Below are 22858 nucleotides of genomic sequence, written 5' to 3' on the forward strand. Positions count from 1 at the left end.
CTACGAATACATCTGCAAATGCTGGACAAAGGAGCCCGAACGCTTCAGGCTCGATCCAATCTATCAAATGCCGGGACTAAACAACTAGGCGGCGGCGCCATAGGTGCCATGACGCTGTCGGTGATGGTGCGGGCGACCCTCGGCCATACGGGACGCGCGCTCGAGGCTGGCGGTGGCGCCGTGTTCATATTCGCCGCTGTGTTTATCGCAGCGCTGCTGCGGATCCTGGCTGCTTTCGATCCGCAGATGGTGTGGATCCAAGCGGCAGGGGCTGCTTGGGCTCTTGCCTTCCTGGGCTTTGCCGTCATCTACGGCCGTGCGCTGCTGCTGCCGCGTATTTAGAGTGCCAGTTCCCGCGCTCGATGGATACGGCCGGCATTCGGACAAAAGGAGGGCGGGTCCGCCCGTCCCCTGTTTCCCTGCAGGTCGAGCCACAACCGGCATTCCTTTTCCGCCGGGCAGAGCATGCAACTGCGGGCAGCGGCGGCGAGGGTAAAGCCCAGCCTGTCCATCACTAGCGCCGCCGGTGCCACGCCGCACCGCTCAAACATCTCACTCATGTTGCGCGCCTTCGCGCCGATCCGATCCGCTAGATTTCCCATTGCTCTCTCCCAGGTCGCGCGGTTTGTCCGAACAAGAGCGGCCCGGCGTTTCGCGCCGAGCCGTCACCAATTGTCCGAGCCTCCCGCTCAGTTGGTCAGGATCGGCCGCGGGGCATCGATCTGCTTCATCAGATCGTCGTCCCACTCGCCCTCGACCGTGATGTGCGCCGCGGCGCCCAGCTCGATCGCCTCGATGAGGTTGTGGTTGACGTAGGCATAGAGGCCAGGCTGCAGGAATGTATAGGTCGCAGCACCCGCCGAGCCGCCGCGGATGAACCAGGTCTCCAGATCCCTGGCGGGGGCGTTGGCGAACTTGCCTTCTTCCCACACGTGGTCGCCATGGCCGCCGATCAGGTGGGGTCGGCTATCGCGGTTCGCCTGCGCGTGGACGAACATCACCGTCTCGCCCACCTTTGCCGTGAGTGCGTTTTCGCCGGTAAGCGCGCCCTTGGCGCCGTTGAAGACCACGTGGGTGGGCACGAGGCCGCGCATGACCTCCACGGTGTCAGCATAGGCGTCACCGGCAGATTCGTACGTCTTGAAGGTGCCGTCCTCATTGCGCGGGACGTAGAAATCGTTCTCGCCGATGTAGTAGATGCGGTCGTAGCGGACGGGTTCGCCCTTCTCGTTCGTGAGCCCCTCACGCGGCAGCACCATGATGGTGCCGCTCATGCCCGAGACCACGTGCCAGGGGGTCATCGGGCCGCCAGGCGCGCAGTGGTAGACGAAGACGCCGGTGCGCGTCGCCTTGAAGCGCAGCGTCGCCTGCTCGCCCGGGTTGATGAGCGTCAGCTCGCCGCCGCCCATGGCGCCCGTGGCGGCATGGAAGTCGATGTTGTGCGCCAGCCCGTTCGTCTCCGGGTTGACGAGCGTCAGCTCGACATAGTCGCCCTCGTGCACCACCATCATCGGTCCGGGCACCGAGCCGTCGAAGGTCATGGCTTGGAACGTGGTGCCCTCGTCGTCGATCACGATCTCCTTTTCCTGGATCGTCATGGTGAACTCGACAACCTTCGGTCCGCTGCTCGCCACCTGCTCATGCGGGTGCACGAAGGGTGGGGCCACCAGCGCGACCTTCTCGCGCGGAAGGGCATCTGCCGCGTCAGCCAGCGCAGGCGCGGCCATCAGGGGCAAGGCGCTCAGCATGGCGGCCGCAGCCACGCCCAGCAGTGCTTCGCGACGCGTGAACATCTTTCGTTTTCCTTCTCGTGTTCGGTTGTCGATAAAGAAACGATACGCATCTTGCCGTGGGAATTCTTTGCTCTGGCGCAAATACGTTTGCTTTCGTTCGGCACGGGGAAAATGCCGGAAAGTACTTTTCGTATGACGCCAAGTATCTCCTTCGGCGCGATTTGCGCTGGATCAAGTTCAGGGCAGGCAAATGGGTTTGGATATAGGCGGGCCCATCATTGAAGGCCATGCCGGCACGCTGGTCACGCTCAATGCGCCATGAAGAGCGGAACCGGCACGTCGTCGAGCAGAGAGCGCGTGACGCCGCCGAGGATCGCCTGACGAAAGCGCGAATGGACGAAGGCGCCCATAACCAGCATCTCGATGGACTCATCCTTGACGAATTTGCGCAGTCTTGCAGCCGCATCGCCGTCGATGGCCGCAAGCGTCTCCAGCCTCGGCTCGCCGACGCCGTGCTGGAGAAGGTGCGTGGCAATGTCGGCGCCTGGGGCCATCCGCGAAAGATCCTTCTCGTCCGTAACAGTGACCACGAAGACGGCCTCCGCATCCTGAAGAATGGGCAGGGCGTCGGCCACGGCCCGAGCCGATCGGGCGCTCCCGTCCCAAGCGATGGCCATGCGCCGGGGGATGGCGCTTTCGCCAACCGGCGGCACAATCAGCACCGGGCGGCCACTGTCGAAGAGCACGTCTTCGATCGCGGTCTTCTGGAGGTCGTCGCCCGCGTCGGCGGCGTCCAAAATGGCGACATCGTTCACCCGCGCCAGCCGCACGAGACGGTCCGTACGAGGCTCCAAGGGCGAGAGCGTGTGCTCGGCGACGCATGAGACGCCGGCCTTGCCGACGAGTTCTGCAGCGCTGCGCGCCGTCTGGCGCGTTGTCTCCTCCAGGCGCTCGATTTCGTCCCTCAGCATTGCGGAGGCAGAACCGCCCGTCCTGGTGACCGGCACATAAAAGGCAGGTGGAAGGACGCAGACCGTGAGGCAGGCGCCGTGGTGTCTTGCGAGGGCGATGGCGTAGGTCAGAGCAGGGCTGGCAGCGAAAGCCTCGCGGGCTGCAAGCCCGACGAGAACGCATTTGGGTCGACTGGTCATGATCGTCTTCCTTTCGCGCGATCCCGCGCGTCATCTCTGCTTTAAAGTTTGTCAGTGCTCTCGCGGCGGCGCGTTGACACGGATCAATCGGCATGGCGTTGCCGCTCGCCCCGTCACCGGCGATCGCGGGCGATGCGCAGCTTGATCTCGGTCAAGGCCGCGTGTGCCGAAAGGGCTATTGCCGATGACGTATGAGCAGGAGAAGCATCATGGACACCACCACTGCCAAACCGACCACCAAATTTCGCCACGTGCGACTCGAACTTGCGCGGGAAAAGGGCCATCCCCTTGGCGACCGGACGGACGGCTACGACCTCCTGGTTCCGCTCGACGTCGAGGGCCGTCTCGATGCGGCTGAATGGAAAAGCCATCAAGCGGCTTGCCGCGTGCGCCGCTTCCGCTCCGGTCATGAGGACCTTATCGGGCGGCTGCGCCGCAAGCCCGGGGGGCAATGGTATTTCGACTATGCGGAAGGCGAGGAGGATGACGAGACCGGATTCCGCTTCGGCGACGAGCGCTTCGTGCCCGGCGAATACGTGTCGATCCGCAGCGGCAGCGCGATGCACACCTACCAAGTGCGGGTCGTGGATACGCCGTGACGAGCCGCATCGTCATTATTCAGGGGCATCCCGACGCCGATCCCCGCCGCTTCTGCCGGGCCCTCGCCGACGCTTATGCCGAGGGAGCGGAGGCGGCGGGCCACAAGGTGACGCGGATCGACCTTGCCCGGATCGACTTTCCCTTGTTGCGGAGCCAGGAGGACTTCCTGAGCGGGTCGATGCCCGAGGCGCTCGTGCCGGCGAAGGAGGCGATCCTCGAGGCCGAACACTTGGTCTTCGTGTTCCCGCTATGGCTCGGGACGATGCCCGCGCTGGTCAAGGGTTTCCTGGAACAAGTGATGCGACCGGGCGTCGCTTTCGCTTATGGCAGCAAAGGCTTTCCAGAGGCGCTGCTTAAGGGCCGCTCGGCCCGGATCGTCGTCACCATGGGTATGCCGGCCTTCGCCTACCGTTGGTGGTTTCTCGGCCACGGGCTGCGCGGCATGCGGCGCAGCATCCTCAAATTCGTGGGGTTGAGCCCGGTGCGCGAGACCCTGTTCGGCATGATCGAGGGCGCCAGCGACGACCGCCGCCGCACATGGCTCGACCGGATGCGTGCGCTCGGCGGAAAGGCTCTCTGATTTCCCGTCTTGCTTCAGGTAGCGCGGTGGTGGGTCGCATAGCCCGCCATTGGCTATTCTCTGCAGCCGACCTACAGTGGCGGCGCGTGTGGCAATACGGTTCTGTTCTCGGGGCGGTAAGTGACTTTCGACGGAATGGACGAGACGTGGCTCTTGCTGCTCCTGCCATTGGCAGTGCTCGGTGCTGCCGTTTTCGCTGGAAGGATAGCAGGGCTTGTGGCGCTGGCGCTCGCTACCACGCTTCTTCTGGCCAGTGCGTTTACAGCCACGTCCGGTTCCTATACCGCCGCCATCGCTTTGTCCCTCTTGCTTTCTGCTGCGTTGGCGTTCGTCGGCGCGGGATATCGCGAGGTCAGGAAAGCGGTCCACGGCGCCCAAAAGCAACTCGACTCCCGCGAGGCGCATCTGCGCTCCATTCTCGATACGGTCCCCGATGCCACGATCGTCATCGACAGCCGGGGCACGATGATCTCCTTCAACCGCGCCGCCGTCCGCCAGTTCGGATATTCCGAGGCAGAGGCGGTGGGGCAGAATGTGCGCCTCCTGATGCCGGAGCCCTATGGGGGCGAGCATGACGGCTATATCCAACGATATCTGACCACCGGCGAGCGGCGGATCATCGGCATCGACCGCGTTGTCGTCGGGCGGCGGAAGGATGGCTCGACGTTTCCAATGAAGCTCGCCGTGGGCGAGATGGAGAGCGGTGGTGAGACCTTCTTCACCGGTTTCATCCGCGATCTCACGGAAAGGGCCGAATCGGAGGCGAGGCTGGAGGAAATCCAGGCGGAACTCGCTCGCCTGGCACGGCTCAACGAGCTGGGCGAGATGGCCTCGACGTTGGCGCATGAGCTGAACCAGCCGCTTTCGGCCATCGCCAACTATGTCCAGGGCTGCAATCGGCTCTTGAACAACATGGACGACGCGCTGTCTTCGCGTATGCGCGAGGCACTGGAGGAGACGGCGCGCCAGTCGCTGCGCGCTGGGCAGATTATCCGTCACCTGCGCGAATTCGTCACCCGGGGCGAAACCGAAAAGCAGCCGGAAGACATCCATAAGCTCATCGAGGAAGCCGGAGCGCTGGCTCTGGTCGGCTCGCGTGAAATGGGTGTGCGGACGGTGTTCGATTTCGAGACAGGCCCGAAAAAGGTCATGGTGGATCGCGTGCAGATCCAGCAAGTCCTCATCAATCTTATGCGCAATGCCATGGATGCGATGAGGGAAAGCGAGCTTCGCGAGTTGGTGGTCAGGACCTCGCCCGGCGACGGGAACGGGGCCATGGTAGAGGTCTCGGACACTGGCTCCGGCGTGCCAGAGGAGGTAGCTGCGCAGCTCTTCAAACCGTTCATCACCACCAAGCCCGGCGGTATGGGAATAGGCCTGTCCATCTCGAAGCGGATCGTCGAAGCCCACGGGGGCGAGTTGACGATGCGGCGCAACACAAAAGGCGGCGCTACGTTTCGCTTCACGCTGCCGGCCGTCAAGGAGCAGGAGTTGCAGGATGGCAACTGATGTCGTGATCCATGTCGTCGACGACGAAGAGCCGGTCAGGAAGTCGCTGGCCTTCCTCCTGACCGTCTCCGGCTACGCCGTGCGCGTACACCAATCTGCGACTGCGTTCCTGGCGGTCGCGAAGGATCTGCACAACGCCTGCCTCATCACGGATCTGCGCATGCCGGACCTCAGCGGCGTCGATCTCTTGCGGCGGCTGCACGAGGAGGATGCGATGCTGCCGGCGATCGTCATCACCGGCCATGGCGACGTCCCGATGGCGGTGGAGGCGATGAAGGCGGGCGCACTGGATTTCATCGAGAAGCCATTTGAGGACGACGTTCTTCTGGAGGCAGTCGGCCGTGCGGTTGCCGAGCTTGAGAAGCGGCCGCGGGATAGCGACAATGTCGCCGCGATCCGGCGGCGGCTCGATCAGCTCACCGAGCGCGAACGGCAGGTGATGGCCGGAATCGTCGCCGGTCTGCCGAACAAGACCATCGCGTACGACCTCGACATCAGCCCGCGCACCGTGGAGGTCCATCGCGCGAACGTCATGGCCAAGATGAGCGCCAAAAACCTGCCGGAACTTGTACGGATGGTCCTGGCAGCCAGCGACGAATAGCCTGAAGAGCTGATTTTCCAAGGCGATTTGATCCAGCGCAAGGTACCCGCTGCCTTTGCGGGCGAAGGCTGGCCCAAGGCGCGTTGACGCCGCCCAAAGAGAACCCGAAATTGCCTGTCGAAGCCAATATACTCATCGTTGCGTCGGATCCCACCTTTCGGCAGTCCCTGCGCTTCGTCCTTGAAGCAGAAGGGTGCGATGTGCACACGGTGGAGCGACTGTCGCCGCCTGGAGCGTCGCTGGCGGGCTATGACTGCGTCGTGATCGACTACTCGAATGCCCGAAAGAACGGTGTCCCCGTGGAGCTGGCCGCCTTGGGCAGGCCCGTCATCCTTCTGGTCGACCGCCGGCAGGGCATGGCCGAAGAAGACGGGATAGTCCTGGTGGAGAAGCCACTCCTCGGCCGGACACTCATCGATACGGTGCGCGGCGCGCTGGGGCGGAACGACCTGCGCGGGTCCGCATCTAGGTAGTTTCCCCTAGGGACATAACCGAATTTTCTCTGTGACCGTTCCAGGCCATTCATACTCCAACAGCAAGTCGGAGAATTCAGATGCTTGGTCACAACGCCCTTCAGCCCTCGAAGACCGTCCGCCCCGGAATTCCCCTTGCAACCCGGCGCGGTCGCGGAGCGGATGAGACACCTGCGGTTTTTGTGCCGTCACAGCCATATCAGGTCGTCTTCTGCCAGCCGAACAAGGAGATCTACGGGCAGGGAGAGCGGGCGAACGCGCTCTACCAGGTGGAGTTCGGCGCAGTGCGCATCTACCGATTGCTGGCGGATGGCCGCCGCCAGATCAGTGCCTTCCACGTCGCAGGAGAGGTTTTCGGCTTTGAAGCGGACGGCCGACATCACTTCTTCGCGGAGGCGATCTGCAACTCGGCGATCCGCGTCTACCGCCTGCCGATCGGCATCGACCTGTCGCGCGAGATCCTTCCCGTGGCACTGCAGGCGCTGGTGCGTGCCCAGGAGCATCTCCTGGTCATCGGCCGGCAGAACGCCCCCGAGCGCGTCGCTGCCTTCCTGCTCGACCTGATGGAGCGTCAGGGCGGTCTGCCGCAGATCGAGCTTGCCATGTCACGCACCGATATCGGAGATTATCTCGGGCTGACCATAGAGACCGTGTCGCGCGTCTTCTCGAAGTTCCGCGAGAAGGGCTGTATCCGCCTCCATGGCGCGCGGGTGGTCGAGATCATGAAGCCGGAAGCCCTGCGCAACCTGTGCGTTTAAACAGCTAGATGACGGATGAGGTGTTCGAGTCTCCCGCCTCGGTGATGTTCGAGCAGACGGAGAACCGCATGCATCCCATCAAGGCCACTCCCACCTCCTCCCCCACTGGTCCGTGGCTGCGAACGGGCCAGATTGCCGCGCGACGGTGCACAAGTAGCAAATTCGTTCCACAAAAAGTTCGCGTTTTCATTGAAAGGCGGCGAGTGCACTGACGACGCGAAGCAATCGCACATCTGACGTATCTCGTTGACTGAGCGAGACCACTCCGACTGGATAATGCAAGCTCCTTGGCGCCATACGTGTGCATTGCGCCAAGGAGCGTACTCTTTAGGCTTAAATCCTCCTGACTGCGATCTTCAAGCGCGGACTCAGCCCTCGATGAAGGCGAGCAGATCAGGGTTGATCACGTCGGCATGTGTGGTCAGCATGCCGTGCGGATAGCCTTCGTAAATCTTCAGCGCACCATTTTTCAGGAGCTTTAAGGCAAGCCGCGCGGAGTTGTCGATTGGCACGATCTGGTCGTCATCGCCGTGCATCACGAGCGTCGGCACGTCGATTTTCTTGAGGTCCTCGGTGAAGTCCGTTTCGGAGAAGGCCTTGATGCCGTCGTAATGTGCCTTGGCGCCGCCCATCATGCCCTGCCGCCACCAGTTCTGGATCATTCCGGTCGAGACCTTCGCGTCGGCCCGGTTGAAGCCATAGAAAGGTCCGCTCGCAACATCGAGGTAGAACTGTGAGCGATTGGTGGCGAGCTGTGCCCGGAAGCCGTCGAAGACCTCGATCGGAAGCCCGCCGGGGTTCGATGGCGTTCTCAGCATGATCGGTGGCACGGCGCCGACCATTACGAGCTTGGCGACGCGGCCGGCACCGTGGCGTGCTACGTAGGCCGCCGCTTCGCCACCGCCAGTCGAGTGACCGATATGGATGGCGTCACGCAGGTCAAGCTTGGCGGCAAGCGCCGCGACATCGGCGGCGTAATGGGCGATATCGTGGTCGTCGCTAACCTGCGTCGAGCGTCCGTGCCCACGACGATCGTGGGCGATGACACGGTAGCCCTTGCTTAGAAAATAAAGCAACTGCGCGTCCCAATCGTCGGAGGAAAGCGGCCAACCGTGGTGGAACACGATCGGCTGACCGGAGCCCCAGTCCTTGTAGAAGATCTCGATGCCATCCTCAGTCTTGATGAAATTTTGCATCATGGAAGTCATTCCTTTGCTTTTGGTTTGAGATGGAGGAAGGATGATGTCACGAATTACCAACTTCAGCTGTCTGCAAGCCGTTAGCCGGAAGCGGCCTGAAGACAGTAAATTTCCGCAAACCTGATTATTCTTCCGACGTTATTTCAGGTTATCCGGTAGCGGAATGAATTCGGCGTCATCGCCCGGGGGGAGGCGGAAGCGTCCGTGTTCCCAATCGCCTTGCCGCCAGGCTTCTTTCGCCGCATCGATCTTTTCCTGCGAAGAGGCGACGAAGTTCCAGGAGATGTAGCGGGGGCCGTTCATGGTCTCACCACCGAGCACCATCAGTCGGGCGCCCTGCTCTCCGGCGGTCAGGCTGATCCGGTCGCCGGGGCGGAATACCATCATCCGACCGGCCTCAAAGGTTTCGCCTGCCACGACAACGGCACCCTCGACGACATAGGCGCCGCGATCTTCATGATCGTCGGGCAACGGCAATTTCGCATCCGCAGCCAGCAGGACATCCGCATAGAAGGTTTCCGTGAAGGTCTTGACCGGGGCACGTTCGCCCCAGGCGGAGCCGAAGATCAGACGAATCTGCTTGCCACCTTCTTCAAGGAAGGGCAGCGCCTCGCGCCCATGGTGCTCGAAGGCGGCTTCCGTCTCTTCGTACCGCTCAGGCAGGGCAACCCAAGTCTGAATACCGTAAAGCGCGCCGGGTTGATGGCGCATCGCTTCACTCGTGCGCTCGGAATGCGTGACGCCATTGCCGGCGATCATCCAGTTCACCTCGCCAGGGTAGATCATTTGTTCGGTGCCGAGGCTGTCGCGATGCTGGAACTCGCCCTTGTAGAGATAGGTCACCGTGGCAAGGCCGATGTGCGGATGCGGGCGCACATCGATGCCGTTGCCGGTGACGAATTCCGCTGGCCCCATCTGGTCGAAGAAGATGAATGGGCCGACCATCTGCCGGGCCGGCGCCGGCAAGGCACGCCGAACCTCGAATCCGCCAAGGTCGCGAGCGCGGGGAATAATGAGCGTTTCGATGGCGTCAATGCCACCCTGTTGCGGGCAGTCCGGGGATTGGGTGGGGTTCCAACTCATGTCGGGTTCCTTTGGTTATTCGTTGGTGTGCTTGGACACAGATATTTAGACTGGCTTGAGCAAGTGCCGAACGATCGGCGGTTGATCCCCGACGTGGAACGCGTTCAGCGTCACCTGATCGAGTTGGTCGGCCTGGGTCACCCGCGCATGCTGGCGCTGATGCTCGATCCAACTTTCGACAATGAAGGACTCAACCACCCGTCCCGGCTCGGCCACGTCCTCCCAGACATCCCAGCGGATGGCGCCGTCACGTTGTCGGACGGATCGAAATCGGCGAAGAGCTGTCACGAACTCCGCGAGTCGGGCCGGATCGACCCGGTACTCGATCTCGATCAGGACCGGGCCGCGATCGCCCTCGGGCGGGACCGAAACCACGGGCTCGGCCCAATGGTGCGACGGTGTCAGATCCGTCGTGGAATCCTTCGGCAGACGCCAATAATGGGCCAGGATCAGCGCCACGGCCTGGCCAACGGCCGCCACGGTCAGTGCGGTGCCGACGCCGGTACGTGCTGCGATCGAGCCCCAAAGGACACTGCCACCCGTCATCCCTCCCTGGAACACCAGAAGATAGACGGCCAGCGCGCGGGCCTTGACCCAGCCGGGCGAGGCCATTTGCGCGGCGACATTGAGGGAGGTAAGCATCCCAATCCAGGCGAAGCCCGCAATCAACATTACGGCGCCCGCGATCCATGCGTCCGACACAAGCGCCAGTGTCAGGGTGGCGCCGGCGAACAAGAGTGTCGCGCCAATGGATATCGTATTGGCGGGAACCTGCTTGCGCAGCCGCTTGAGAAGAAGCGCACCAATGACTGCGCCGGCCCCCATGCAACCGAGAAGCGCACCATAACCGGCCGCGTCCAGCCCAAGCCCGCGCCGGGCGACCAGTGGAAGCATGGCCCAGAGCGCGCTGGCAAACACGAAAAAGCCGACCGCACGGATCAGGACGACGCGCATCGCGGCAGAGTGGCGGGCATAGCGATAGCCGGCCTTCAGCGCGCCGATGAAATGCTCGGGCGGCAAGCTGCGCATGGTTCCCGGACGCTTCCAGGTGAACAGAACCGCAAGCACCGCAACGACTGAAAGTGCGTTTAGCGCAAAAACGGCGGGCGTCCCGGCGAGTGCGACGATCACTCCACCGAGTGCCGGGCCGATGGCGCGCGAAATATTGACGCCCAGGCTGTTGAGCGCCACCGCATCCGGCAAAGCGAACCGGTCGACCAATTCCGGGACGATGGCCTGAAACACTGGAGCGCTGAGCGCTGCTGCGGTACCGAGCACAAAGGTCGCGGCCAGCAGCCCATAGGGCGTCGTAAGCCCTTGCCATGTGAGAAGAGCCAGGACTGCGGCGGCAATGAGCCCAAGGGCCTGCGCGGCCAGCAGCATACGGCGGCGGTCGATGATGTCAGCGAGCGCCCCCGCAGGAAGAGCGAACAGGAACATCGGCAATGTCGTTGCTGCCTGGACAAGAGCAACGAGCAGAGGGCTAGGCGACAGTGAAGTCATTAGCCAGCCTGCCCCCACATCGTGCATCCATGTGCCGATGTTTGAGATGATTGTCGCGATCCACAGCGCCCGGAAGACCGGGAAACTCAGCGGACCCGCGGCGCTCCCGAGTTTCGCCTCTGATGCCATCATCTCCGCTCCTGTCGCCATCCCGAAGGTGGTCAGCTTGGTTTGATAGGGCGACGCGTGCGTCGTTCATGCTCCGGTTCGCTTCCGCCGGCCTGTCAGACGGCCCAGCATCCGCAACCGAATGCACCCCAGAAAGTGCGAGCGTCGGAGACTGGAACATTTGTGCCAAGAGCGGCGGCATGATCGTGGCCGTGAACCGCGCAGTCGTTCGTGCAGCCGCAATGCACCGAGAGCTTCTGGCGCGTCTCTGGCGTCTTGAAATATCCGCCGAAGGTTGCGACCGGCGACCAGTCGGGCATCGGCGCGGGCAGTTCCGGCGCGAGCGGTGCATAGTCGCCGTCACCATGCACGACTTTGCCACCGAGCACTGTCAGCACCGAGCGCAGGTGCACGATATCCTTCTCGGGGACCGCGAAGTAGTCGTCGGACAGGACGGCAAGGTCGGCGAGCTGCCCCTTCTTGATCTGCCCCTTCTTGCCCTCCTCATTCGAAAACCATGTGTTGGCCTCGGTCCAGAGCCTGAGTGCTGTTTCGCGGTCGAGACGATTGGCCTGCGGATAGAGGCGCATCCCGCCTACTGTGTAAGAGGTCACGAGCCAGGAGAGCGAGACCCAGGGACTATAGCTCGCCACACGCGTTGCATCGGTGCCGGCGCCCACCGGGACGCCCGCCGACAGCATCTTCTGGATTGGTGGCGTGCGCTCGGCTGCCTTCGCCCCATACCGCTCGACGAAGTATTCGCCCTGATAAGCCATGCGGTGCTGCACGGCGATACCACCGCCAAGGGTCGCGGTCCGATCGATGCTGCGATCGCTGATCGTCTCGGCATGGTCGAAGAACCAGTTGATGCCCGAGAGGGGAATATCGCGGTTGACCTTCTCGAACACGTCGAGTGCTCGGCTGATGGTCTCATCATAGGTGGCGTGCAGGCGCCAGGGCCACTTGTTCTCCGCGAGCAGACGGATGACAGGCTCCAGATCTGTTTCCATCTCCGGTGGCATGTCTGGTCGCTCGACCCTGAAGTCCTCGAAGTCGGCGGCGGAGTAGACCAGCATTTCGCCTGCGCCATTGTGACGGTAGGTGTCGTCGCCGTGCCCGGGCGATACCTGTTTCACCCAGGACGAAAAGTCGGTCATTTCCTCTTTCGGCTTCTGGGTAAAGAGGTTGTAGCTGACGCGGACCGTCATCTGGCCCTCGGCATGCAGCTTCTCGATGATCTCGTAATCGTCGGGATAGTTCTGGAAGCCGCCGCCGGCGTCGATCACGCTGGTGACGCCCAGGGCGTTGATCTCGCGCATGAAGTGGCGCGTCGAGTTGATCTGGTACTCGGGCAATAGCTTCGGCCCCTTTGCCAGGGTCGAATAAAGGATCGTCGCATTCGGCTGTGCGAGCAAAAGGCCGGACGGGTTGCCGGCTGCGTCTCGGACGATCTCGCCGCCCGGAGGATTGGGCGTGTCCTTGTTGTAGCCGACAACGCGCAGCGCGGCGGCGTTCAGCAAGGCCCGATCATACAGGTGAAGGATGAAAACCGGGGTATCCGGCGCAACAGCGTTCAATTCGTCTATGGTCGGCAGGCGCTTTTCGGCGAACTGGTGCTCGGTGAAACCGCCGACGACGCGCACCCATTGGGGTGCGGGCGTGCGCTCCACCTGTGCTTTCAGCATCGCCATGGCATCGGACAGGCTCGGCACCCCGTCCCAGCGAAGCTCCATATTGTAGTTTAGCCCACCACGGATGACGTGCGTATGGCTGTCAATGAGCCCCGGAATGACACGGCGCCCCTTGACATCAATGACCGTCGCATCAGGAGCCGCGGCGCGGACCTCTGCCTCGCAGCCGACAATGACAAAGCGCCCGTCACGGATCGCGATGGCCTCCGCCGCCGGTTTCTGTCGGTCGAGGGTCGTCACCTTGGCATTGACGATAATCAGGTCATTTTCAGGCATCACATTCCTCTTCGCAGGCATGCGGGATGAAGACCGGGCTTTCGCAACGACATTTCAGCCGTCCGACGTCAGATGGGCCGACACTGGCACTTGCCGCGGCGTCCATGCGATTTAGTCTCACAATGCGCTCCTTTTTCTTTCAGAGGTAGCGCGAGAATTTTCTTTGAGATCGAGCCAGGCCACGAGAAGGAACCCTCCGACCAGCCCAAGATGTTCAAAGAAGGAATTGGCGGTCATGAACCGCTCTTGTCCTGGGGGAAGTTCCCAAAACCGCAGTGCAATTGCGGTCGCGAGCAACGTGAATCCCCCAAGGGCAAGCGCCCCGAGCCACCGCAGGAATCCGGTCAGGACCATCGCCGAGCCGACGAGTTCCAGCGCGATCACCAGCGCAGCGAACAGTGCCGGTGGGTTCAGCCCAAAATCTGCCATCTCTGCCGTGGCGCCCGAGAAATCAGTGAGCTTGATCAGAGCGCCCTGAATGTAAGCGGCACACAGTCCCAGATAAGCGACGAACCGCATCGCGCCGAAGGGCTGGTTGCTCTCCTCAATTCTGAATGACATCGGCCCACTCGGGGTGTTTGAGCGATTGGGCGCGCACAAAAGGGCAAAGCGGAATGATGCGCTGTCGTTTTGCGCGGGCATCTCCGATCAGGCGGTTGACGAGGGCCGCGGCCGCCCCGGTGCCTCGCATGGTATCGGGGACGAAGGTGTGATCGGCGATGATCAACACATCCGACACCTTCGAGATGGTCAGTTCCCCTTCGCCTTCCACCCCGTCGATGCGCGCGACGTAGCGCCCTTTGCGATCTTGATCTTCATAGGAAATCCGCACGGCATTCTGGGGCATCACTTGTTCCTCGGGCGAAGGGTGGAGCGGTGACCCGCCATTGAGCCAGGCCACGGTTGGCCTTGTTTAGGCGGGCTTCGGATCGAGGCGCGGCGCGTTGTGGATGCTGCGCGACGGCGCTTTATGTACCATCGTATAGGCGTAATCGACGCCGATACCGTAGGCGCCCGAATGCTCTTTCACGATAGCGAGCGTCGCGTCGTAAGTTTCCTTGCGGGCCCAATCACGCTGCCATTCAAGCAGCACCTGTTGCCAGGTTACCGGCACAACGCCGACTTGGATCATGCGGTCCATGGCGTATTTGTGGGCATCGACCGAGGTACCACCCGAAGCGTCGGCCACCATGTAGATCTCGTAATCGGTGTCCTTTAGGCAGGAGAGCGCGAAGGACAGATTGCAGACTTCGGTCCAGAGGCCCGAGACTACAACCTTCTTGCGTCCGTTCGCCGCGTTTGTGGCCAACGCCTCGCGCACCTTCAGATCGTCCCAGGAGTTCATCGAGGTCCGCTCCAGAAGCGGAGCCTCCGGGAAAACATCGAGCAGTTCCGGGTAGGTCGGGCCGGAGAATCCGTCGGTCTCCACCGTGGTGATGGCCACCGGCACGCCGAAGACCTTTGCTGCCTTGGCGAGCGCCACGGTGTTGTTCTTCAGCACCTGGCGGTCGATTGATTGGACGCCGAAGGCCATCTGCGGCTGATGGTCAATGAAAATAACCTGACTGTTCTGCGGGGTAAGGACTTCGAGTTTGCCGGACATGGTTTTCTCCTGATGCCTCGTCGGAATAATTTTTCTGATGCGGTCAGATCGCATCGCTGTCCTTCACCGCCTGGTCGGGCTTGTTGAGCGCGAAGGATTTTTCGTGCAGGCAGGCCTGCACGAAACTCGAATGGCCCTTGAGCCACTGAATGCCGGCCTCGCCTGCCAGCATACCCAGCAAGCCTAGGAGGGCGATGATCGGTGGCGCCGGGGAGCGGACCGACAGCATCCCGTACACGACGCCGATCCCGAGACCCGCGAGGAGAGAGATGAGATAAGGTTGGAAGTGGCTCATCGGATCGTCTCCAGGGAATTTGAGGCATCCATAAAGCGATGCAGGGCGGTCACCTCGGAGGATCGGATCTCGTGTCCGCCCGCCTCGATCAGTGTTTCGACACCCGCATCCTGCGACCTGAACCACTCGATCAGCGCGACTGATTGCGGCAGCGGACTGATCGGATCGTTCAGGCTGGCACTGATGAAGATTGGCTTACCCTTGAGGCCGGGCTGCGGATCAGGCGTCCAGGGAATGAGCGGATGGAGCAGAGCCGCGCGCTCGAACATCCGGGGCTCCGCAAAGAGCATCGAGGCGAGAATATTGGCGCCGTTGGAGTAGCCGAATGCATGGATGGGCCGGCCGGTGTAGTTTGCCTGGACCTCTGCAACGAATTTTAGCATTTTCCGGGTTCGAAGCGCGAGGTCCTCCATATCGTAGACATCCTCGCCCGTACGACGGAAAAATCGGTTTGCTCCAAACTCCGATACGTCGCCGCGTGGCGCAACAATGCCGGCGTCTGGGAGCATCTGCCGTAGCAAGTCGCGGAACTGGTATTCGTCTCCTCCGGTTCCATGAAAGGCCATGACAACCGGTGCGCCGGGAACGCCATCGTGGCGGAAGCTGTGATAGGAACTGTCAGTCATGATTCACGCTCGCCGAACCCCTCCTACGGCCAGCATTGGCCGAGGAGGGTATGCGGCGTCCTCAATCAGTGAGAGGGACAAGCTGCGCTTCGATCTTTTCGCGGTAAGGCTCGTAACGGGTCGGCAGTTTCAGGTCCGTGCCGAGATGTGCGGTATCCTCGTCGCGATCGAAGCCGGGTTCGTTGGTCGCCACCTCGAACAACACGCCGCCGGGCGTGCGGAAGTAGATTGCCCAGAAATAGTCCCGATCGATCACAGGCGTGACCTGATAGCCCGTATCCATCAGCGCCTTGCGCACCTTGAGCTGGGCTGCGCGATCTTCAACCGCAAAGGCGATGTGATGGACGGAGCCCGCTCCCTGGCGCGCGAATGCAGCCTGCGGCAATGCTTCGAGATCAATCGTGTCAGCGCCGTTGCCGCCAGGAATGACGTAACGGGTGACATTGCCTTCGGTCTCAGCTCGCTCATATCCCATGAATCCGAGCAATTCGGCTGTCGCGGCGATGTCGTGCAGGCGCAGCCTGGCACCGCTGAAGCCTCGGATGGCGGCGTTCTCGGAAACCCCGGCCCCAGTCCAGGGAGTGCGGGTGTCGTCCGGCGTTTCGATCAGGGCGAACCCATCGCCATCCGGCCCCTGGAGCCGCAGCCTGTCGCTGCCGAAGGTTGTGTCGACCTCGAGGTCGGTTGCGCCTTGGGCGGCCAGCCGCTCTTTCCAGGAAGCCAGGGATCCTTTCGGCACCGAAAACTGGGTTTCTCCGACCTCGCCGACTCCGGGTCGCCCGCGCATCATATGAGCGAAGGGGAAATAGGTCATCACCGTGCCGGGCGTGCCCACTTCATCGCCGTAGTAGAGATGATAGACACCCGGCTCGTCAAAGTTCACAGTTTTCTTCACCCGACGCAGGCCGAGAGTGTCGGTGAAGAATTTATTATTCTGTCGGGCATCCGCCGCCATAGACGTGACGTGGTGCAGGCCTTTGATCTCTTTGATCATGGCATTTGCCTTTCTGCGACATAGCCGCGCTGCAAATCTGCTGCTCATATATAGACCGGTTGATTATTGCGGAGAATTGCAGGAAACTTAACGACTGTATTGCGGATTGTGTAATTATACGGATGAACCAGCTCAAAGCCCTTCGGACCTTTCTGCTCGCGGCCGAAAAGCGGAACTTCGCGCAGGTCGCGCGCGAACTCGATACGACCCCAGCATCCGTCACACGCGCGATTGCGGCGCTGGAGGCTGAACTCGGGGTGCAGCTTTTCGTCAGGACAACGCGGCAGGTCTCATTGACGGCCGATGGTGCGGTCTTTGCCGCTCGGATTGATCCGGCGATGCGCACGCTTGAGACCGCGCGCACGGATTTGATGAATGCTCACAAGGCAGACGAGGGACGCCTTCGGATCAATGCGCCGATGTCATTTGGGCGACGTGTATTGCCGCAGATCCTTTGCGGCTTCCGGGAGCTTTATCCAAAGATCAATGTCGAAATCACGCTGACGGATCAGTTGCTCGATATGGTGGATGAGGATTTCGATCTTGCCATCCGAATTTCGGGCCCGCCGTCGGACAAGTTCACCATCTGGCGGAAGATCTGCGCAATCAGGCGCATACTCGTAGCCGCGCCGGGAACCCCGCATGTGACGCACCCGAATGACCTGAGCGCCGACGCCTGTCTTGGATACAGTTCGGAAAGCCGCCGTGAAGGCTGGCTGCTTTCGGACGGAAATTCCAGCGTGACGATTCCGGCGGGGCGGGCGATCAGCTCCAACAATGGTGAAGTTCTTGCACGTATGGCTGCGGATGGAGCCGGCGTTGCGCTGCTGCCGGTGTTTATTGTCGCGGAGTATCTTAGAACGGGTCGCCTGGTTCCGATCCTGCCGGAATGGTCTCCGTCGCAGATTTGGCTCATGCTCTACTATCCGCCCTATCAGAAACTGCCGCCACGAATATCCTCCTTCTCGGATTTCTTCGAGCGTCAGGTTCCGGCCCTAGTGACCGCGCTTGAATAAGCCCTCGCGCCGATTTTAGTGTGTTTGCACACCATCCGCCGGGGAACGACCCTCGATGACATCGGCGATGTTGAGGGCGTCGCGCTGGGTTCCCGCTAAACGATGCCAACTGAGATCAAAATGCGAACACGAAACGGTAGACGGATAGTGTGCTGAACTTCTCGCTTGTGTGGGAGCGGAAGTTCCTATGCCGGTGCTCAAAGCGCACCAAAGCTGCTATCGCGGCGAGGCCTTACTCCACCCGCCGGCGCAATCTCTCTGCGTCCTTGGACGGTGGTAGCCCGAAATGCCGAGCGTATTCCCGGCTGAACTGGGTCGGACTCTCATAGCCGACGCCGAACGCGATCGAGGTGGCATTTCCCTCGCCTGCAATGAGCAACGAACGGGCACGAAGCAGACGGATGCGCTTCTGGTATTGCAAGGGGCTGAGCGCGGTGACTGCTTTGAAATGCCGGTGGAAGGCAGAAGCGCTGAGAGCCGCCATTTCGGCCAATGCTTCGACACGCAGAGGCCGGGCGAAGTTCTCGCGTATCCACTGGATCGCTACCCCGATCCTTGAAAGCGCGGTGTCAGGCATTGCGGTATCGCGAAGCATCCAGCCGAGAGGCCCCTGCAGCACACGGAACAGGATTTCGCGTTCATAGGCGGGCGCAAGCGCGACGATCTCGTCGGGCCGTTCCATCAGCCGCAGCATGCGAAGCCACGCGTCCAGAAGATCGGAAGTCACGGGGGCGACCGAAAAGCCGGAACCGTACAAGCCACCGCCTGCGGGTTTTGGCAGGTCCGCAAGCAGATTGGCGACGACCGGCGGATCGAGTGTCAGGCTGATCGCCAGATAGGGTTCTCCTGTATCCGCGGCGTGAACCGATCCGACTGCGGGCAGATCGACGGACATGACGAAATAGGTCGCCGGATCGTAATGAAAGGTCCGGTCGCCGACGGTCATGGTCTTCGAACCCGTCAGGATAAGGTTCACCATCGGTTCGTAAACGGCAGACAGTTCGTGCTCGGGGATCTCTCCCTGCACCATGGCGACGCGCGGAATGCCGGTCTCCGTCCGGCGGTTTTCGGCACGCGACGCCAGCCGCCGCAATTCCTGGAGTTGTGTGTCCATCCAGTTGGTGTGTCACGTGGTGCCGACGACAACAAGCCGCTCGGTCGCACAAAAGCAGAAATAGGCAAGCCTTGAAGAGGATCGTGTGAGCAGCCGCGAGGCGCTCGGCCTATCCATCATTCCATCGCAAATGAAGGAGACAGGCACATGGACATCGTCATCATCACCGGCGGCAGCAGAGGCATCGGCGCGGCAGCCGCGCTCGAGTGCGCCAGTCGTGGCATGGGTGTGATTTTAACCTACAACAACAATCCGCAATCGGCCGAGACGGTTGTCAATGACATCGAAGCCATCGGCAGCAAGGCAGTCGCGCTTAAGCTCGATGTCGCCGACAGTGCATCCTTTCCTGCCTTTCGCGATGCTCTTGCAGTATCGCTCGATCAGGTCTTCGGACGCACCGACTTTGACTTCCTCGTCAACAACGCCGGCTACGGCCTCTACAACCCGATCGCGACCGTGACGGAGGAAGAATTCGACGGCCTGTTCAAGGTGCATCTCAGGGGGCCGTTCTTCCTGACGCAGGCCCTTCTCCCGTTGATCAAGGATGGCGGGCATATCGTCAATATCGCCAGCGCCACCAGCCGCGTTGCGACTGCGGGCGTTGCGCCCTACGCCTCGTTCAAGGGCGGGCTCGAAGTGCTGACCCGCTATATGGCCAAGGAATTCGGCGACCGGCACATCCGCGCCAATTCGATTGCGCCTGGCGCGGTCCGCACCGAACTCGGTGGTGGGCTGAATGACGAATTCGAGGCACTGCTCGCGGGCCAGACCGCGCTCGGCCGTGTCGGCGAACCGGAAGAGGTCGGGAGCGTCGTCGCCAGCCTCCTGTCCAGTGAGAACCGCTGGATCAACGCTCAGAATATCGAAGTCGCGGGCGGCTACATAGTCTGACGCGAGGAGAAGTGACATGCTCGACCACATCTTTCTGTCGGTCAGCGACATCGCACGATCGATCACGTTCTACACGGCAGTGCTCGTGCCTCTCGGCATAACCGATCGGCTGGACTACGACGGACGAGATGGACCGCCCGGCCACCCCGACCTGAAAGGCTTCGGCGCGAATGGGCGCATGTTCTTCTGGCTGCGTGAAGGCCCGGTAGATGGCCGGGCCGTCCATGTCGGCTTCGTGGCCGCGAGCGAGGCGGAGGTGGACGCTGCCCACGCCACGGCGATGGCGGCAGGCGCAACGGACAACGGCCCGCCCGGTGCGAGGCTTCACTACGATCCACGATACTATGCAGCCAATGTGCTGGACCCGGACGGCTACAGTCTCGAATTCGTCTACAAGAGCTGGCAGCACTGACCATGAAGACACTGATGATCTACGGAGCGAGCGGCTATACCGGGCGCATGGCCGCCGCACATGCCAAGGCTGCCGCGCTCGATCTCATCCTCGCCGGACGCGACGCGGCGCGGCTCGCACCCCTCGCCATCGAACTTAACTGCGCCAGCCGTGTGTTCGACCTGAGGGACGATGCGGCAATTGACGCGGCGCTTGCGGATGCGGCGGTTCTCCTGAACTGCGCCGGATCCTATTTGCGTACGGCCGGACCGTTGATGAGGGCCGCGATCCGAACCGGCACCCACTACCTCGACATCGCTGCCGAACTCAACAGCTACCATCTGGCGGAGGAACTGGACGAGAGAGCGCGGTCTGCCGGCGTGATGCTGCTGCCGGGCAGCGGTGGGAGCGTGGCCATGCTCGGCTCTCTTACCGGACGGGCAGCGCAGCGGGTCGCAGAGCCTCGCAAAGTCAGCATTGCCTTGCATGTCTCGGGCTCCATGTCACGCGGGTCGGCCATCAGCGCGACCGAGAACCTGACGACCGAATGCCTGGGACGCGTCGAAGGCGTGCTGCAGGCGCGTCGTCCCGACGAGCTCCGGGATTTTGATTTCGGCAATGGATTCGTGACCTGTTTCCCGGTTACGCTTCCAGACCTCATCGCGATCTGGCGGGCGACGAAGATACCGAACATCGAAACCTATGTGCATGTCTCTGCAGATGCATTTCCGCAGGTGATCTTTCCGCCTTGCCCGACGGCCCGACCGCTGAGGAGCGAAATGCCAATCGCTATCAGGCTGCGGTCGAAGTCATCGGCACCGACGGCAAGATCGTCAGGGCGCGGCTCGATACCGTCAACGGCTACACGTTCACGCCCATGGCGGCGACCGAAGCCGCAAGGCGGGTGCTTCAAGGAGAAATTCGGCCGGGTTTCCAGACTCCTGCCTCCCTGTTCGGCAACGGTTTTGCCGAGACGATCGCCGACACCAAAACCGCCGGCCTTTAAAGCTGAAGAGGAGTTTCTCAATGATCATCGACCACATCGAGTTTTCGGTCTCCGACGCGGACAAGTCCCGCCGCTTCTACGAGGCTGCGCTTGCGCCGCTCGGCGTTGCCTGCATCGTCAGCCTGAGACCCGATCAAACCCAGTCCGGTGGCATTCGTCACGGACTGGGGCGGGACGGCTAGCCGCGGCTATGGATACATGACGGAGAGACACCGGCAGGCCCGATCCACATAGCAGTCGAGGCACGCGACCGGGCGACGGTCGATGCCTTCTTCACGGCCGCCATTGCCGCTGGCGGGCGCGATAACGGCCCGCCCGGCATCCGGTCACGCTACCACGATTCATATTACGCGGCCTATGTGCTCGATCTGGACGGCAACAACGTCGAGCTGGTCTGCCAAGTACAATATTAGCTCCTGCGATCGGATCGCCCTATCCATTGCGCTCCATCAGCCAACTCTCGGAAAAGCAGAGTGCGTGCTCGGACAATCGCTGCTCTCGCCCTGAAACGATCATCTGATCGGGTGGGAAAGACGAAAAATAATAATTTCAATGGCGTATGGTTCATGGTGCCCAGGGGTGCTGCAGCCGGCGCGACCGGGTCGCTCGACCTTTTGGACCGGGAGCGCGTCTACGAGGTTTCCCGTATGGCCGCCGATCTCGGCGAGCGGTGGCTGATCACGGAGACCTATATCAAGCCCTACGCCTCCTGCCGCTACACGCACCCGGTGATCGATGCCATCCTGGACATGAAGGCGCAGGAAGGCATCGAGGCGGGCGAAATCCATCGTCTCGAAATCCAAATCTTCCCTGAAGCCCGCGAAGATCTCCAAGACGCCGGCTCGGGTGACTATCACCGCCAGAGAACGCGCTCTCTCCAGATTCGTCGAAATCCCTCTCGGCGACTATACCAATCCATTGAGCCAGCAGGCGCTGGAGGAGAAACTGATCGACCTCGGCGAAGGTCTTCTTTCGCGAGGAAAAATGTCGGAGTTCATTCGCGCGGTCCAGCGTCTGCACCGTGGAGACGCCCGGGACCTTCTCGGGCTGCTGAGCCGCTGCGGGACGCGTCGGAACGAAGTCGTACAGCCTGGCCGTCAGGCTCAGAAGCCAGTGTAGCCATTGCGTTCATGCTCGGATTTTGGCTGTATCCTTCAATGGAAGACGGTTGCTTGAAGGATTCCCGCAAATGAGCCAGATCGACGAGATCGGCCGCAAGATCATCGCCGCCATCCAGCAGGACGGCCGCATCACCATCCAGGAACTCGCCGACAAGGTGGGGCTGTCGCCTTCCCCTTGCGCCCGGCGCGTGCGCATGCTGGAGGAGGCCGGCATCATCAAGGGCTACAGCGCCGTCATCGATCAGGCAAAAGTGGGCCTGCCCATCAGCGCCTTCGCCTCCATCAAGCTGGAGCGCCAGCGCGAGGAATATCTCGACCGCTTCGCGCAGGCCGTCGCGCGCTGGCCGGAGGTGGTCGACTGCTATCTGATGACGGGCCAGTACGACTATCTGATGCGCGTGGTGGTGGCCGATCTCGCCGCTTACGAGAGTTTCCTGAAGACCAAGCTGACGCGCCTCGAGGGCGTGGCTTCCATCGAGACGAGCTTCGCGCTCGACCAGGTGAAGCGCTCGGAGGTGCTGCCGCTCGGCTGAGCA

At 61.9% G+C, this 22858-nt stretch carries 28 protein-coding genes and 1 pseudogene; 15 read left to right on the forward strand and 14 right to left on the reverse strand.

Features of this window, described 5'->3' with window-relative positions:
• Positions 1-108: 108 nt before the first annotated feature.
• Positions 109-342 carry an NnrS family protein gene (locus GM910_RS21175; protein ID WP_246226252.1) on the forward strand — a complete coding sequence of 78 codons (234 nt, stop codon included), beginning with the start codon at positions 109-111 and terminating at the stop codon, positions 340-342.
• Here the strand turns inward: GM910_RS21175 and GM910_RS21180 are convergent.
• The 3 genes from GM910_RS21180 to GM910_RS21190 all read right to left on the reverse strand — a co-directional run bounded on the left by GM910_RS21180 (position 339) and on the right by GM910_RS21190 (position 2884).
• On the reverse strand, positions 339-602 hold the full coding sequence (locus GM910_RS21180; RefSeq protein ID WP_159591016.1) for a DUF6455 family protein: 264 nt from the start codon (positions 600-602) through the stop codon (positions 339-341). The genes GM910_RS21175 and GM910_RS21180 overlap by 4 nt on opposite strands.
• An 87-nt stretch (positions 603-689) precedes the next feature.
• Positions 690-1793, reverse strand: a complete 1104-nt coding sequence (gene nirK, locus GM910_RS21185; RefSeq protein WP_159591018.1) for a copper-containing nitrite reductase — start codon at positions 1791-1793, stop codon at positions 690-692.
• Between the two features lie 248 nt (positions 1794-2041).
• Positions 2042-2884 carry a universal stress protein gene (locus GM910_RS21190; protein WP_159591020.1) on the reverse strand — a complete coding sequence of 281 codons (843 nt, stop codon included), beginning with the start codon at positions 2882-2884 and terminating at the stop codon, positions 2042-2044.
• A 209-nt stretch (positions 2885-3093) separates the two neighbouring features.
• Between GM910_RS21190 and GM910_RS21195 the strand changes: the two genes are divergently transcribed.
• From GM910_RS21195 to GM910_RS21220, 6 genes are all read left to right on the forward strand, one after another.
• Positions 3094-3483: a hypothetical protein gene (locus GM910_RS21195; RefSeq protein ID WP_159591023.1), complete on the forward strand. Its 390-nt coding sequence runs from the start codon at positions 3094-3096 to the stop codon at positions 3481-3483.
• Entirely contained in the window at positions 3480-4064 is a 585-nt protein-coding gene (locus GM910_RS21200; protein ID WP_159591027.1) for an NAD(P)H-dependent oxidoreductase, read from the forward strand. Before GM910_RS21195 ends, GM910_RS21200 begins: the two co-directional genes overlap by 4 nt.
• A 135-nt stretch (positions 4065-4199) precedes the next feature.
• Positions 4200-5573 (forward strand): PAS domain-containing sensor histidine kinase, encoded by a 1374-nt coding sequence (locus GM910_RS21205; protein WP_159591111.1) that lies wholly within the window; start codon positions 4200-4202, stop codon positions 5571-5573.
• Positions 5563-6174 (forward strand): response regulator FixJ, encoded by a 612-nt coding sequence (fixJ, locus tag GM910_RS21210; RefSeq protein ID WP_159591029.1) that lies wholly within the window; start codon positions 5563-5565, stop codon positions 6172-6174. The genes GM910_RS21205 and fixJ overlap by 11 nt, the downstream gene beginning before the upstream one ends.
• 110 nt (positions 6175-6284) lie before the next feature.
• On the forward strand, positions 6285-6647 hold the full coding sequence (locus GM910_RS21215; protein ID WP_159591031.1) for a DNA-binding response regulator: 363 nt from the start codon (positions 6285-6287) through the stop codon (positions 6645-6647).
• Between the two features lie 80 nt (positions 6648-6727).
• Entirely contained in the window at positions 6728-7405 is a 678-nt protein-coding gene (locus GM910_RS21220) for a helix-turn-helix domain-containing protein (protein WP_159591033.1), read from the forward strand.
• Between the two features lie 368 nt (positions 7406-7773).
• On the opposite strand, the gene GM910_RS21230 is transcribed toward GM910_RS21220, so the two are convergent.
• The 10 genes from GM910_RS21230 to GM910_RS21275 all read right to left on the reverse strand — a co-directional run bounded on the left by GM910_RS21230 (position 7774) and on the right by GM910_RS21275 (position 16783).
• Positions 7774-8613 carry an alpha/beta fold hydrolase gene (locus tag GM910_RS21230; RefSeq protein ID WP_425482714.1) on the reverse strand — a complete coding sequence of 280 codons (840 nt, stop codon included), beginning with the start codon at positions 8611-8613 and terminating at the stop codon, positions 7774-7776.
• A gap of 129 nt (positions 8614-8742) precedes the next feature.
• On the reverse strand, positions 8743-9687 hold the full coding sequence (locus GM910_RS21235) for a pirin family protein (RefSeq protein ID WP_159591035.1): 945 nt from the start codon (positions 9685-9687) through the stop codon (positions 8743-8745).
• Positions 9688-9732: 45 nt separating this feature from the next.
• The gene (locus tag GM910_RS21240; protein WP_159591037.1) at positions 9733-11319 is read right to left on the reverse strand and encodes an MFS transporter; all 1587 of its coding nucleotides are present in this window, start codon (positions 11317-11319) and stop codon (positions 9733-9735) included.
• A 95-nt stretch (positions 11320-11414) separates the two neighbouring features.
• A complete protein-coding gene (locus tag GM910_RS21245; RefSeq protein WP_159591039.1) occupies positions 11415-13265 on the reverse strand; it encodes an amidohydrolase in 1851 nt (616 codons plus the stop codon).
• Positions 13266-13382: 117 nt separating this feature from the next.
• Entirely contained in the window at positions 13383-13826 is a 444-nt protein-coding gene (locus GM910_RS21250) for a DoxX family protein (protein WP_159591041.1), read from the reverse strand.
• Positions 13810-14112 carry a GNAT family N-acetyltransferase gene (locus tag GM910_RS21255; RefSeq protein WP_159591043.1) on the reverse strand — a complete coding sequence of 101 codons (303 nt, stop codon included), beginning with the start codon at positions 14110-14112 and terminating at the stop codon, positions 13810-13812. The genes GM910_RS21250 and GM910_RS21255 overlap by 17 nt, the downstream gene beginning before the upstream one ends.
• Positions 14113-14178: 66 nt before the next feature.
• Positions 14179-14868, reverse strand: a complete 690-nt coding sequence (locus tag GM910_RS21260; RefSeq protein WP_159591045.1) for a hydrolase — start codon at positions 14866-14868, stop codon at positions 14179-14181.
• Positions 14869-14911: 43 nt separating this feature from the next.
• The gene (locus GM910_RS21265) at positions 14912-15163 is read right to left on the reverse strand and encodes a DUF1427 family protein (protein WP_159591048.1); all 252 of its coding nucleotides are present in this window, start codon (positions 15161-15163) and stop codon (positions 14912-14914) included.
• The gene (locus tag GM910_RS21270) at positions 15160-15789 is read right to left on the reverse strand and encodes an alpha/beta hydrolase (protein WP_159591051.1); all 630 of its coding nucleotides are present in this window, start codon (positions 15787-15789) and stop codon (positions 15160-15162) included. The genes GM910_RS21265 and GM910_RS21270 overlap by 4 nt, the downstream gene beginning before the upstream one ends.
• Positions 15790-15850: 61 nt before the next feature.
• Positions 15851-16783 (reverse strand): VOC family protein, encoded by a 933-nt coding sequence (locus tag GM910_RS21275; protein ID WP_159591054.1) that lies wholly within the window; start codon positions 16781-16783, stop codon positions 15851-15853.
• Between the two features lie 122 nt (positions 16784-16905).
• Between GM910_RS21275 and GM910_RS21280 the strand changes: the two genes are divergently transcribed.
• The gene (locus tag GM910_RS21280) at positions 16906-17799 is read left to right on the forward strand and encodes a LysR family transcriptional regulator (protein WP_159591057.1); all 894 of its coding nucleotides are present in this window, start codon (positions 16906-16908) and stop codon (positions 17797-17799) included.
• A 232-nt stretch (positions 17800-18031) separates the two neighbouring features.
• Here GM910_RS21280 and GM910_RS21285 read toward each other — a convergent pair whose 3' ends face one another.
• On the reverse strand, positions 18032-18913 hold the full coding sequence (locus GM910_RS21285; protein WP_159591060.1) for an AraC family transcriptional regulator: 882 nt from the start codon (positions 18911-18913) through the stop codon (positions 18032-18034).
• A gap of 147 nt (positions 18914-19060) precedes the next feature.
• Between GM910_RS21285 and GM910_RS21290 the strand changes: the two genes are divergently transcribed.
• From GM910_RS21290 to GM910_RS21315, 7 genes and pseudogenes are all read left to right on the forward strand, one after another.
• Complete coding sequence (locus tag GM910_RS21290) at positions 19061-19804, forward strand: SDR family NAD(P)-dependent oxidoreductase (protein WP_159591063.1); 744 nt, start codon at positions 19061-19063, stop codon at positions 19802-19804.
• Between the two features lie 16 nt (positions 19805-19820).
• Positions 19821-20216 carry a VOC family protein gene (locus GM910_RS21295; protein ID WP_159591066.1) on the forward strand — a complete coding sequence of 132 codons (396 nt, stop codon included), beginning with the start codon at positions 19821-19823 and terminating at the stop codon, positions 20214-20216.
• A 47-nt stretch (positions 20217-20263) separates the two neighbouring features.
• Positions 20264-20524, forward strand: a pseudogene (locus tag GM910_RS27415) (saccharopine dehydrogenase NADP-binding domain-containing protein); the annotation flags it as partial.
• Positions 20525-20943: 419 nt separating this feature from the next.
• Complete coding sequence (locus tag GM910_RS27420) at positions 20944-21201, forward strand: saccharopine dehydrogenase family protein (protein ID WP_246226253.1); 258 nt, start codon at positions 20944-20946, stop codon at positions 21199-21201.
• A 20-nt stretch (positions 21202-21221) separates the two neighbouring features.
• The gene (locus GM910_RS27750) at positions 21222-21383 is read left to right on the forward strand and encodes a VOC family protein (RefSeq protein ID WP_343033001.1); all 162 of its coding nucleotides are present in this window, start codon (positions 21222-21224) and stop codon (positions 21381-21383) included.
• Between the two features lie 291 nt (positions 21384-21674).
• Entirely contained in the window at positions 21675-22394 is a 720-nt protein-coding gene (locus tag GM910_RS21310; RefSeq protein WP_159591069.1) for an MmgE/PrpD family protein, read from the forward strand.
• Positions 22391-22855: an Lrp/AsnC family transcriptional regulator gene (locus GM910_RS21315; protein ID WP_159591072.1), complete on the forward strand. Its 465-nt coding sequence runs from the start codon at positions 22391-22393 to the stop codon at positions 22853-22855. Before GM910_RS21310 ends, GM910_RS21315 begins: the two co-directional genes overlap by 4 nt.
• Positions 22856-22858 lie beyond the last annotated feature (3 nt).

It is taken from the genome of Chelativorans xinjiangensis (assembly GCF_009812055.1).
Classification (GTDB): Bacteria; Pseudomonadota; Alphaproteobacteria; order Rhizobiales; family Rhizobiaceae; genus Chelativorans; species Chelativorans xinjiangense.

Coding starts and splice junctions, on each gene's coding strand:
- GM910_RS21240 (WP_159591037.1), bottom strand. CDS start 11,319: ATGGCATCAGAGGCGAAACTCGGGAGCGCCGCGGGTCCGCTGAGTTTC.
- GM910_RS21295 (WP_159591066.1), top strand. CDS start 19,821: ATGCTCGACCACATCTTTCTGTCGGTCAGCGACATCGCACGATCGATC.
- GM910_RS21190 (WP_159591020.1), bottom strand. CDS start 2,884: ATGACCAGTCGACCCAAATGCGTTCTCGTCGGGCTTGCAGCCCGCGAG.
- GM910_RS21255 (WP_159591043.1), bottom strand. CDS start 14,112: ATGCCCCAGAATGCCGTGCGGATTTCCTATGAAGATCAAGATCGCAAA.
- GM910_RS21260 (WP_159591045.1), bottom strand. CDS start 14,868: ATGTCCGGCAAACTCGAAGTCCTTACCCCGCAGAACAGTCAGGTTATT.
- GM910_RS21275 (WP_159591054.1), bottom strand. CDS start 16,783: ATGATCAAAGAGATCAAAGGCCTGCACCACGTCACGTCTATGGCGGCG.
- GM910_RS21245 (WP_159591039.1), bottom strand. CDS start 13,265: ATGCCTGAAAATGACCTGATTATCGTCAATGCCAAGGTGACGACCCTC.
- GM910_RS21205 (WP_159591111.1), top strand. CDS start 4,200: ATGGACGAGACGTGGCTCTTGCTGCTCCTGCCATTGGCAGTGCTCGGT.
- GM910_RS21220 (WP_159591033.1), top strand. CDS start 6,728: ATGCTTGGTCACAACGCCCTTCAGCCCTCGAAGACCGTCCGCCCCGGA.
- GM910_RS21290 (WP_159591063.1), top strand. CDS start 19,061: ATGGACATCGTCATCATCACCGGCGGCAGCAGAGGCATCGGCGCGGCA.
- GM910_RS21285 (WP_159591060.1), bottom strand. CDS start 18,913: ATGGACACACAACTCCAGGAATTGCGGCGGCTGGCGTCGCGTGCCGAA.
- GM910_RS27750 (WP_343033001.1), top strand. CDS start 21,222: ATGATCATCGACCACATCGAGTTTTCGGTCTCCGACGCGGACAAGTCC.
- GM910_RS21250 (WP_159591041.1), bottom strand. CDS start 13,826: ATGTCATTCAGAATTGAGGAGAGCAACCAGCCCTTCGGCGCGATGCGG.
- nirK (WP_159591018.1), bottom strand. CDS start 1,793: ATGTTCACGCGTCGCGAAGCACTGCTGGGCGTGGCTGCGGCCGCCATG.
- GM910_RS21265 (WP_159591048.1), bottom strand. CDS start 15,163: ATGAGCCACTTCCAACCTTATCTCATCTCTCTCCTCGCGGGTCTCGGG.
- GM910_RS21270 (WP_159591051.1), bottom strand. CDS start 15,789: ATGACTGACAGTTCCTATCACAGCTTCCGCCACGATGGCGTTCCCGGC.
- GM910_RS21195 (WP_159591023.1), top strand. CDS start 3,094: ATGGACACCACCACTGCCAAACCGACCACCAAATTTCGCCACGTGCGA.
- GM910_RS21180 (WP_159591016.1), bottom strand. CDS start 602: ATGGGAAATCTAGCGGATCGGATCGGCGCGAAGGCGCGCAACATGAGT.
- fixJ (WP_159591029.1), top strand. CDS start 5,563: ATGGCAACTGATGTCGTGATCCATGTCGTCGACGACGAAGAGCCGGTC.
- GM910_RS21230 (WP_425482714.1), bottom strand. CDS start 8,613: ATGACTTCCATGATGCAAAATTTCATCAAGACTGAGGATGGCATCGAG.
- GM910_RS21175 (WP_246226252.1), top strand. CDS start 109: ATGACGCTGTCGGTGATGGTGCGGGCGACCCTCGGCCATACGGGACGC.
- GM910_RS21280 (WP_159591057.1), top strand. CDS start 16,906: ATGAACCAGCTCAAAGCCCTTCGGACCTTTCTGCTCGCGGCCGAAAAG.
- GM910_RS21315 (WP_159591072.1), top strand. CDS start 22,391: ATGAGCCAGATCGACGAGATCGGCCGCAAGATCATCGCCGCCATCCAG.
- GM910_RS21235 (WP_159591035.1), bottom strand. CDS start 9,687: ATGAGTTGGAACCCCACCCAATCCCCGGACTGCCCGCAACAGGGTGGC.